Here is a 9,650-nt window from a genome sequence, read left to right on the forward strand (position 1 = left end):
GGCGGGAACCGGGGAGGGGCCCGCCGCGCGCCTTTCGGTTTCGGCCCGGGAATTCACCGCGGAAACTCCCGCAGCGTGTTCCCGGGGTTTCTCCCTCGGCTTCACGCGCTCCTTCCGACGCGCTTCCCGCACGTCATCCCCGTGCCCGGTTCCGCGCCGGGGCGGGTCCGCCGGCGGACGACACGGGGGAGATTACGGCCCGGGCCCCCTCCGGGCCCCGTGCACGCGGAACACCAGTTCAGGCGACCCCTCCCCCGTCGGCGCGCGCGTCCCGGCCCCCGTGCGCGGCCGGGGAGCGCGCCCTCCCGGGGCGCCACCCGTCGCGAACGGCTTCCGAACGGCGTTCCCGGCGTAGGCGGACACCGGTGGAACGGGCATACGGGAGAGAGCGGAAAGGACCCCGGCTTCCTTCCCTCCGGGAACGCCGTTTCCCTACGGCGGGGAAAGGGGACCGCCTCGGGAGTCCGAGGGTTTCCCCCGCGATCCGCGCGCACCGTTTCCGGAGGGGACGGTCACGACCGCCCGGTTCCGGGTAGCGGGGTGGGGGCCCGCGGGAACGCGCGGGCGGAAGGTACGGACACCCGAAGCGGAGAGGGCGATGCACATGAGCGCGGACACCGACGACGCGCGCTGGGCGCCGGTCAGGGACTGGCACGCGGCGGTGAGCGCACGGGACCTGACGGCGGCGAAGGCACTCGTGGACCCCGACATCAGGGTCGGCGGCCCCCGGGGCTCCGTACGGGGCGTGGAGGCCTTCCTGGACTGGGTCCGCGACTCGGGCATCCGCGTCGAACCGGTCGGCTGGCACACCGTGGACGAGCACCGCGTCGTTGTCGAGCAGGACGCCGCCCGGCCGGGTCGCGCCGACTCGGGCCCCGAGGCGGCCCCGGTGCGCACCGCGACCCTGTTCGAGGTGCGCCACGGCCTGATCACCGCCGCGCTCCGCTACGACGAGGGCGTGGAGGCGGCCCTCGACGCGGCGCGGCGCGCCTCCTGACGCCGCGTACGCGCCGGGGCGCAGCAGGCACGCCGGCCCCGCGACACGGCCCGGGGCGGCCGGTGCCGACATCGGTGCGCCCCGGGGCGGTGTGGGGTCGGGGCCCGGGTCAGGGGGCCGCCGGTCTGCCGATGGTACGGAGGAGGACGTGCGCCTCGTCGAGGCGGCCGGGGAAGGCCTCCGGGTTCTCCGCCAGCCGCATGGCGGTCAGCTCGCAGGCCATGGCGGTGTGGGAGGCGAGCACGGCGACCTCCTCGGTCGCGCCCGCCTCCACCAGGGCTCCGGCGAACCGGTGGGCGCGCTGCTGGCGGGTGAGCAGGTAGCGCGAGCGCAGCTCACCGCTCTCCCGGAGCAGGCGCGCCAGAACGGCGGAGTGGGCCGGGGAGAGCGCGGTGTGCGGCCTGACGGCGGTGTCGGCCTCCCTGAGCAGTTCGACGGCGGCGCCGAGGTCCTCGCCCAGCGGCCTGAGCGCCTTCTCCAGCACGTAGGCGCACATGCGGTCGGCCTCGGCACCGTCGTCGGCGAACAGCACCTGTTGTTTGTCGCCGAAGTACCTGAAGAAGGTGGTCCGGCCGACTTCCGCGCGTTCGGCGATCGCGGCGACCGTGACGTTGTCGAATCCGTGCTCCGCGAAGAGCTGGAAGGCTGCTGACACGATCATGGCCCGGGCCTTGCGGCGTTTGCGGGCGTGGAGCGTGTCGGGGGGGTGGTGCATGAGGCGACCCTATCGAGTGGGAACCCGGTTCTCTTTGGTACGCGGGACCATTGGGACGGTAGTCCTGAAACGCACCGCGAGTTCGGGGAGCGGGAAGTCGTCTGTCCTGTTGTAGCGGGAACGCATCCGGTGGGCACAGGCCGAAACCCACGCGGGCGCACTGGTTGGCCCGGAATTTTATTGCAGAGCGGGGTTCATCTGACAACCGCCTTCCGGACCGTGCGGAACATCTACCCCGAAAGCGGTTCCCCTCCCACCGGATTTCACCTTCCGATCGGCCGGAGCGGACGCATTCCGGATCGGACCCCATTGAACATCTTCCGGGAAAACGTTCGGTTTCCTTACTGTTTCCCGGCCGGGGAACACGTCCCGCCGGAGCGCGCGACCGCCGATTGTCGGTGACCTGTGCCACAGTGGAGACCTCGATCCCATTCTGGAGCTGGTCATGGCATATCTCCTGGTCATCGGCACACGCAAGGGGCTCTTCACCGCCCGCAGCGAGGATCGGCGCGCGTGGGAGGTGAGCGGCCCGCACCGGCTCGACTCCGCGGACTACGCCAGCATGAGCGCGGTGTACGCGGTCGGCGTCAACCCGCACAGCGGCCGCGTCCTCGCCGGAGCGGAGAGCTCGCACTTCGGACCGAGCGTCTGGTACAGCGACGACGGGGGCGCCACCTGGCACGAACCCGGGGCGGCGCCCATCGCCTTCCCCGAGGACACCGACGCCTCCCTCGTCCGGGCCTGGCAGTTCGCCTTCGGCGACGACGCCGACACGGTGTACGCGGGGGTGGAGCCGCACGCCCTGTTCCGGTCGTCCGACGGCGGGCTGCGCTTCGAACTCGTCCGCGCCCTGTGGGACCACCCCCACCGCGCCCACTGGTTCCCCGGAGCGGGCGGCGGCGCGGTCCACACCATCCTGCCCGGCGTCCTCGGCGCGGGCGAGCGCGTACCCGGAGCCGTGACGGTGGCCATGTCCACCGGTGGTGTCTACCAGACCCGCGACGACGGTGCCAGCTGGGCTCCGGCCAACCGGGGGATCTCGGCGGTGTTCCTGCCCGATGAGGAGCCCGAGTACGGCCAGTGCGTGCACAAGGTGGCCGCCGGTCCGGGCGGCGTGCTCTACGCGCAGAACCACCACGGGGTGTACCGCAGCTCGGACCCCGCGGGGCAGGGGTGGACGGCCGTGGAGACCGGCCTGCCCACCGACTTCGGGTTCGCGGTGGTCGCCCACCCGCACCGGCCGGAGACCGCGCTCAACTTCCCGGTGGTGAGCCAGGAGGTGCACCTGCCGCCCGACCACAGGCTGGGCGTGTACCGGACCGACGACGGGGGCGGCGGTTGGCGGCCGTTCACGGAGGGCCTGCCTCGGGAGCCCTACTTCGGGATCGTGCTGCGCGACGGCGCCTGCACCGACGGGGCGGACGTGCCCGGGTTCTACTTCGGCACCCGTTCGGGCGACGTCTACGCCGCCACCGACGACGGTGACGGCTGGCACCCGGTGGTCCAGCACCTGCCCGACGTCCTGTGCGTACGCGCCGTGGAGGTGTGAGATGCGGGTGACGGTACACCTGCCGGGGCTGCTGAGGGCCGACGCCGACGGCGCGGCCCACGTCCCGGTGGAGGTCGGGGACGGGGCCGCGCTGAGCGGGGTGCTGGACGCGCTCGCCGCCCGGTATCCGGGGCTGGACCGGCGTATCCGCGACGAGCAGGGGCGGCTGCGCCGCTACGTCAACGTGTTCGTGGACGAGGACGAGTGCCGCGGGGTCGGCGGGCTTGCGGCGCCGGTCCGCGACGGCGCGGACGTGCGCGTGCTGCCCTCGGTAGCCGGGGGCTGAGGCCGTCCGGGGCTCCCGGGCCGGTGCCGGGCAGCGACGCCACTGGCGGCCGGGGAGCCGGAGCGCTCGACGCGCATGGGAACGGGGCGCAGGTGGGTCAGGCTCCGCCACACCCACTCCAGCGGGCCGAGCCGGAACCGGCGGGCCCACAGGCTGGCGAGGACGGCGGTCGCGGCGAAGTAGGCGGCGGCCAGGGCGTACTGGGCGAGGGTGGGGACCGTTCCCTCGAACGGGCCCATGACCGCCAGGAACACCGCCGTGCTGCCCAGGTACACCGTGAGGGTCATCCGTCCGAGCGGGGCCAGGGTTCCCAGCACGCGCGACGCCCCGCGGCCCCTGAGAACGAGCCACCACACCAGTCCCAGGTAGAACAGGGCTCCGCCCAGGTTCAGGAAGGTGTTCCCCAGGAGCATGGTCACGGTCTCCCCCACCGAGCGCACCGGAACGCCGTCGGCGCCGAACTCGGTCGGGAACGCCATGCCGCCGACGAGCATGAGGACCACGCTGAGGACCTGGGCCGCCGCGCCGGACACGAGCATGCGCAGCGGCAGGCGGGAGGCCCCCTCCGCGCCGGTTCCGGGCGCGGCTGTGAGCTCGGGGCGGCGGGCCAGCCACACGCCGACGCAGAAGAACCCGAGGGTCTGCGGGACCAACGTCGCCGAGGCACCCCAGACGTGGTCCCGGAGGAGCGGCGAGAGCAGCAGGTCCGACACCGGCACGGCGGCGAACAGCACGGCCGCCGCGACCAGCGGCCTGCGGCGGGACCCGGCGAGCAGCAGCGGAACCAGGGGGATCAACAGCAGCGCCGCGACCGAGTAATGGGTGAGGATGTCCCCGTCGAAGACCGCCAGGTGCGGAAGGCCGAACAGCACACCCAGGACGGCGTAGCGGCGCAGCGTCACCGCCGCGGGACGGCCGCCCCGCCGGGCGGCGGCCCGCCAGGCCAGGACCAGGCCCGCGCCCAGCAGCACCATGAGCATCGTCCTGGCCCGGCCCGACATGAGCAGGTTGAGGCCGCCGTCGACGATGTCGGTCAGCAGGCCCGGGACCCGGTTCCCCGACATCTCGACGGGATAGACGACGGAGGACGCGTTCATCATGACCACGCCGATCATCGCGAGCGCCCGGGCGACGTCCAGGAAGGCCACGCGCCGCGCGGGGGGCGCGAGGCCGGGGAGGTCGCCGTCAGGCGCCGCCCCGGCCGTGTGGGGCGCCCCGTCCTCACGCCGCTCCCCGGTCCCGCCCGGCGGCCCGGCGTCGTTCCGTCGTGCACCGGCCGTGCCGTCCCCCGCCTCGCCCATGCGCTGCCCCTCCCCTTCCGGATGCGAACGGCTCCCAGCCTCGTCTCCGCGCCCGTGCGCGCGCATCGACCGAACGGACGACGTCCGGAACCGCCCGCCTCGTACCTCCGGCCGAAGCCCGCCGCTTCGGTGCCGCCTACTCTGGTCGCCATGGCCATGAACAGGGTGTTCGCGAAGCTCGGCGTCAGCCGGAGCAGCGGTGCGCTGTCCCGGCTGACGCCGTGGGCGGTGGCGTGCGTGCTCGCGGTGGTATGGGTGCTGGACCTGCTGCGCGTTCACGACGACTTCTCCACGCCGCACTGGATGGGGCCCCCGCACTCGGCCATGGACTACCTGCCGGTGGTCTCCGGCGCGGCGGCCTGCGCGCTCACCCTGCTCGCCCTGCGGCCGTCGGCGGGGCCGGTGGCGACCTGGGCTGTCGGCGTATCGGCGTCGGCCACGGTGTTGGCGGCCTCGGTGACGCTGTGGCCGCTGCCCGGGGGGGAGGCGTTCGGATACGCCCTGGTGGGCTCGGAGGTCGGCGCGCTGCTGGTGCTGCTCGTCCTGGCCGGGCTGCGGTGCCGTCCCTGGCAGATCGGCGCGGTGTCCCTGTGCGCCTTCGCGGCCGCCCTCTCGGACTACCTGCGAGACCCCGTCCCCTACTACGCGAGCCTGGCCAACACGTCGCTGACGTTCGTGGCCGTGGGACTGGCCCCGGGGCTGTACCTGCGGTGGCGGGAGGCCCAGCGCCGCTCGCACATGGAGCAGGCCCGCTCCCAGGAGCGGCTGGCGATCGCCCGCGACCTGCACGACGTCGTGGCGCACGAGGTGACCGGCATCGTCGTCCAGGCACAGGCGCTGCGCCACATAGCCGACCGCGACCCCGGCGCGGTGCGCAACGCGCTGCCCGAGATCGAGGCGGCGGGGGCGCGCGCCCTGGAGTCCATGCGCGGGATGGTCTCGCGGCTGCGGGAACCGGGCGACGTGCCGCTGGCCCCGGACGCCGCCGCGGGGCTGGCCCGGCTGGCGACACCGGCGGCCGGGAGCCGCCCGGAGGTGGCGGTGCGGTGCGAAGGCCCCGTGGACGCCCTGCCGCCGACCGCCGGAACGGCGGTGCTGCGGATCTCCCAGGAGTCGGTCACCAACGCGCTGCGGCACGCCCGGGGCGCCACCCGGGTGGAGGTGTCGGTGGAGGCCGGGGCGGAGGAGGTCGCGGTGCGGGTGGTCGACGACGGCCAGGGGGCCGCGGGCCCGTCCGGAGGCGGGTTCGGCCTGGTCGGCATGGCGGAGCGGGTGCGCCTGCTCGGCGGTGCGTTCTCCGCGGGTCCCCGGGACCGGGGCTGGGAGGTGGCGGCGCGGCTGCCGCTGGACCGGGCGGACGGGGGCCCGGAGCGGCGTTCGACGGTCGGGGAGCAGGGGTGACGGTGACCGGGGGTTCCCGGGAGGACGAGAAGGAGCAGGAGTGGTGACGGCGGCCGGGGAGTCTCGGGAAAGGGAGGGAGCAGGGGTGGCGCTGGGGACCGGAGGGGAGCGGGCGGCGCCCGGCGACGGCGAGGCGCCGATCCGGGTGCTGCTGGCGGACGACCAGGCCATGGTGCGGACCGGGTTCCGGTACATGCTGGCGGCCGAGGACGGCGTCGAGGTGGTGGGCGAGGCCGGTGACGGCCTTGAGGTGGTCCGGCTGGCGCGCGAGCTGCGCCCGGACGTGGTGCTCATGGACATCCGGATGCCGGGGGTGGACGGCCTGGAGGCCACGCGGCGGCTGGCCGGTCCGGGGGTGGCCGACCCGCTCCGGGTGGTCGTGGTGACCACGTTCGACCTGGACGAGTACGTGCACGCGGCGATCACCGGAGGGGCGGTCGGGTTCCTGCTCAAGGACGCCGGACCGGCCCTGCTGGTGGAGGCGGTGCGGGCCGCCGCCAGGGGCGACGCCCTGGTCTCCCCGAGGGTCACCGTCCGGCTGCTGAGGCACTTCGCGTCGGCGCCCCGGTCCGCGCCGGGGGACTGCGGGCTGACCGTGCGGGAGCTGGACATCGTGCGCGCGGTGGCGCGGGGGCTGACCAACACCGAGGTGGCCGGGGAGCTGTTCGTCACCGTGAGCACGGTCAAGACGCACCTGGCGAGCGTGCAGGCCAAGCTGGGGGCGCGCAACCGCGTGGAGGTGGCGGCCTGGGCCTACCGCAACGGGCACGCGGAGTAGTCGGCGCCTCCCCGGGGCGGCGCCGGTGCGCCGCGCGGTGGCGCGACGGCGGGACCCGGAACCGTCCGGCGGCGGAACGCGCCCCGACCGCCGTGCCGCTCCCGGCAGGAGCGGCGCCCTCCAGCCGCTCGCGGGCGGCGGTCGCCCACAGCCCCCGCCGCCTCCACCGCCGCCGGGCCCTACGCGGTTTCCCGGAGTACGGGGGGGTCCCCGGGGCGCCCGGCCTCCGGCGGCCCCCTACCAGTTGGCGGGGGCGTAGTCCTTCAGGAAGCACCCGTGCAGGTCCTCGCCCAGCTCGCCCCGCACGATGGGGTCGTACACGCGCGCGGCCCCGTCCTCCAGGTCCAGGGGCGCGTGGAACCCGGCCTCGGCCAGCCGCTCCTTCTCCGGGTGCGGGCGCTCGTCCGTGATCCACCCGGTGTCCACACTGGTCATCAGGATGCCGTCGGACTCCAGCATCTCCTGGGCGCTGGTGCGGGTGAGCATGTTGAGCGCGGCCTTGGCCATGTTGGTGTGGGGGTGCCCCGGCCCCTTGTAGCCGCGGCCGAACACCCCCTCCATCGCCGACACGTTCACGATGTAGGCGCGGCGCGCCGAGGACGCGGCCAGGGCCGGGCGCAACCGGTCCACCAGCAGGAACGGCGCGCTCACATTGCACAGCTGCACCTCCAGCATCTCGACGGGGTCGACCTCGCCGATCCGCCGCGTCCAACTGTTCACCGGGGCCAGGTCGGGCACCAGCCCCCCGGCGTCGATCGCCGTTCCGGTGCGCACCCGCTCCATCGACGCGGAGCCCGTGGTCAGCGCCAGGGACGTGAGCATGGCCGGGGTGAGCGCGTGGGTCGCCGGGGCGTCCCGCTCCGGACCGGCGGGGCCCTCCAGGGCGCCCGGGCGCACGCCGCCCAGCACCAGCGGCTCGGGCAGGCCCTCGCCCGTGAGCGGTTCGGCCTCGGCCTCGGCCAGCGGCCCGTAGGAGCCGGGCGAGCGGCGAACCGTCTGGGCCGCGTTGTTGATGAGGACGTCCAGCGGCCCCTGTTCGGCCACCGAGTCGGCCAGCCGCAGCACCTGGGCGGGATCGCGCAGGTCGATGCCCACCACCCGCAGCCGGTGCAGCCACTCGCCGCTGTCGGGCATCGCGGCGAAGCGGCGCACCGCGTCGTTGGGGAACCGCGTGGTGACGGTGGTGTGCGCGCCGTCCCTCAGCAGCCGGAGGGCGATGTACATGCCGATCTTGGCCCGGCCGCCGGTGAGCAGGGCCCGGCGCCCGGTCAGGTCGGTGCGGGCGGCCCGGCGCTCCCTGTTGAACGCGGCGCACGCGGGGCAAAGCTGGTGGTAGAAGGAGTCGACCTCCCGGTACTTCTCCTTGCAGATGTAGCAGGGCCGGGGCCTGCTCAGCACACCCGCGAGGGCGCCGCCGCTGCCGCTGGTGAGGGCGCGGCCGTTGGTCTCGTCGTCGATCCGGTCCGGCGCCGCGGTGGCGGTGGCCGCGAACACGGCGCTGTCGTGGGCCCGGCGGGCGGCCTGGCGCTCCTTGCGGCGCTGCTCCTTGACGTTCTTGAACAGGCGGGCGGTCGCGCGCTGGAGGGCGACCGAGTCCGGGTGGTCGCTGGGCAGCTCGCCGGCGCGGGCGATCACTTCCAGGCACGCGGCCAGCCGGTCGGGGTCGATCCGCTCCGCCGGGTGCTCCGTTTCCTCCGGCGGCGTCCGGGTACCCGTGTCCGTCATCGTCTCTGTCACCGCTCCACCGCCGCGCCGCGGTCGTCGCGGCCGGCCTTGCGTTCCCTGTGTCCGGTGGCTCCCGACTCGGGGCCATCAGGAACTGTACGCGCACCCCGGGACCGCGCGGAGCGCGGTCCGGTGGAGCCGGTGCGCATCGGGTGTGAGTGACGGGTGAGTATGGGGGGGACAACGTCGCCGCGTAGGAAGTACGGACCGTACGGGTGTGACGCAGGAACGAGGGACGGCCGGGCGGAGCGCGGCGGTCCCGGAACCGGGGGGTGGGAGCCGTGACCCAGCACAAGGCCGCCGCGGGCGCGGAGGGCGGCGCCGAGCGCGAACTAGTGGTTCTGCTCGACGAGGAGCACCGGCGCGTGGGAGTCGCCGACAAGGCCACCGTGCACACCCGGGAGACACCGCTGCACCTGGCGTTCTCCTGTTACGTCCTGGACGCGGACGGACGGGTGCTGATCACCCGCCGGGCCCTGGGCAAGACCACCTGGCCGGGGGTGTGGACGAACAGCTGCTGCGGCCACCCCGGCCCGGACGAGGACCTCGACGCGGCCGTGCGCCGCCGGGTCGGCCAGGAGCTGGGGATGCGCGTCAGCGGGGTGCGGCCCGCGCTGCCCGACTTCCGGTACCGGGCGGTGTCGGCCGAGGGGATCGTGGAGAACGAGTTCTGCCCGGTCTTCTGGGCGCGCGCCGAGGACGGACCGGCCCCCGACCCGTCGGAGGTGGCCGAGTACGCGTGGGCTGAGTGGGCGGACCTGGTGGCGGTCGCCGAACGCACACCGTGGCTGCTGAGCCCGTGGGCGGTGGAGCAGATCCCCCGTCTGAACGCGCTCTGAGCCGTGCGGCGGCCCCCGGGACGGGGCGGGCCCGGGGTGCCGTGCGGCGGAGGCGGGAG

At 74.7% G+C, this 9,650-nt stretch carries 9 protein-coding genes; 6 read left to right on the forward strand and 3 right to left on the reverse strand.

Annotated elements, in window-relative coordinates; translation table 11 throughout:
- The first annotated feature begins 604 nt into the window (after window positions 1–604).
- Window positions 605–997 carry a nuclear transport factor 2 family protein gene (locus tag ABD54_RS23320; protein WP_235432165.1) on the forward strand — a complete coding sequence of 131 codons (393 nt, stop codon included), beginning with the start codon at window positions 605–607 and terminating at the stop codon, window positions 995–997.
- A 109-nt stretch (window positions 998–1,106) separates the two neighbouring features.
- On the opposite strand, the gene ABD54_RS23325 is transcribed toward ABD54_RS23320, so the two are convergent.
- Window positions 1,107–1,712, reverse strand: coding sequence for a TetR/AcrR family transcriptional regulator (locus ABD54_RS23325; protein ID WP_047871679.1), 606 nt, complete (start codon window positions 1,710–1,712; stop codon window positions 1,107–1,109).
- A gap of 445 nt (window positions 1,713–2,157) precedes the next feature.
- Between ABD54_RS23325 and ABD54_RS23330 the strand changes: the two genes are divergently transcribed.
- Window positions 2,158–3,261, forward strand: coding sequence for a sialidase family protein (locus ABD54_RS23330; protein ID WP_047871680.1), 1,104 nt, complete (start codon window positions 2,158–2,160; stop codon window positions 3,259–3,261).
- Window position 3,262: 1 nt separating this feature from the next.
- Complete coding sequence (locus tag ABD54_RS23335) at window positions 3,263–3,547, forward strand: MoaD/ThiS family protein (RefSeq protein ID WP_047871681.1); 285 nt, start codon at window positions 3,263–3,265, stop codon at window positions 3,545–3,547.
- Here ABD54_RS23335 and ABD54_RS23340 read toward each other — a convergent pair.
- Window positions 3,436–4,848, reverse strand: coding sequence for a DUF418 domain-containing protein (locus ABD54_RS23340; RefSeq protein WP_082166956.1), 1,413 nt, complete (start codon window positions 4,846–4,848; stop codon window positions 3,436–3,438). The genes ABD54_RS23335 and ABD54_RS23340 overlap by 112 nt on opposite strands.
- Before the next feature lie 150 nt (window positions 4,849–4,998).
- On the opposite strand from ABD54_RS23340, the gene ABD54_RS23345 reads away from it, so the two are divergent.
- Together ABD54_RS23345 and ABD54_RS23350 are read left to right on the forward strand one after the other, a co-directional pair.
- Window positions 4,999–6,249, forward strand: coding sequence for a sensor histidine kinase (locus tag ABD54_RS23345; RefSeq protein WP_047871682.1), 1,251 nt, complete (start codon window positions 4,999–5,001; stop codon window positions 6,247–6,249).
- A gap of 91 nt (window positions 6,250–6,340) precedes the next feature.
- Complete coding sequence (locus ABD54_RS23350; RefSeq protein ID WP_268778203.1) at window positions 6,341–7,027, forward strand: response regulator transcription factor; 687 nt, start codon at window positions 6,341–6,343, stop codon at window positions 7,025–7,027.
- A gap of 237 nt (window positions 7,028–7,264) precedes the next feature.
- On the opposite strand, the gene ABD54_RS23355 is transcribed toward ABD54_RS23350, so the two are convergent.
- On the reverse strand, window positions 7,265–8,752 hold the full coding sequence (locus ABD54_RS23355) for an SDR family NAD(P)-dependent oxidoreductase (protein ID WP_047871683.1): 1,488 nt from the start codon (window positions 8,750–8,752) through the stop codon (window positions 7,265–7,267).
- Window positions 8,753–9,033: 281 nt separating this feature from the next.
- Between ABD54_RS23355 and idi the strand changes: the two genes are divergently transcribed.
- Window positions 9,034–9,591 carry an isopentenyl-diphosphate Delta-isomerase gene (gene idi, locus ABD54_RS23360; protein WP_047871686.1) on the forward strand — a complete coding sequence of 186 codons (558 nt, stop codon included), beginning with the start codon at window positions 9,034–9,036 and terminating at the stop codon, window positions 9,589–9,591.
- Window positions 9,592–9,650: the final 59 nt, after the last annotated feature.

It is taken from the genome of Nocardiopsis sp. RV163 (assembly GCF_001029525.1).
GTDB classification, from domain to species: domain Bacteria; phylum Actinomycetota; class Actinomycetes; order Streptosporangiales; family Streptosporangiaceae; genus Nocardiopsis; species Nocardiopsis dassonvillei.

What these genes read in the sequence shown, in the direction of transcription:
- ABD54_RS23320 (WP_235432165.1), top strand. Translation starts at nt 605, where the DNA reads ATGAGCGCGGACACCGACGACGCGCGCTGGGCGCCGGTCAGGGACTGG.
- ABD54_RS23345 (WP_047871682.1), top strand. Translation starts at nt 4,999, where the DNA reads ATGGCCATGAACAGGGTGTTCGCGAAGCTCGGCGTCAGCCGGAGCAGC.
- ABD54_RS23340 (WP_082166956.1), bottom strand. Translation starts at nt 4,848, where the DNA reads ATGGGCGAGGCGGGGGACGGCACGGCCGGTGCACGACGGAACGACGCC.
- ABD54_RS23335 (WP_047871681.1), top strand. Translation starts at nt 3,263, where the DNA reads ATGCGGGTGACGGTACACCTGCCGGGGCTGCTGAGGGCCGACGCCGAC.
- ABD54_RS23355 (WP_047871683.1), bottom strand. Translation starts at nt 8,752, where the DNA reads ATGACGGACACGGGTACCCGGACGCCGCCGGAGGAAACGGAGCACCCG.
- ABD54_RS23325 (WP_047871679.1), bottom strand. Translation starts at nt 1,712, where the DNA reads ATGCACCACCCCCCCGACACGCTCCACGCCCGCAAACGCCGCAAGGCC.
- ABD54_RS23330 (WP_047871680.1), top strand. Translation starts at nt 2,158, where the DNA reads ATGGCATATCTCCTGGTCATCGGCACACGCAAGGGGCTCTTCACCGCC.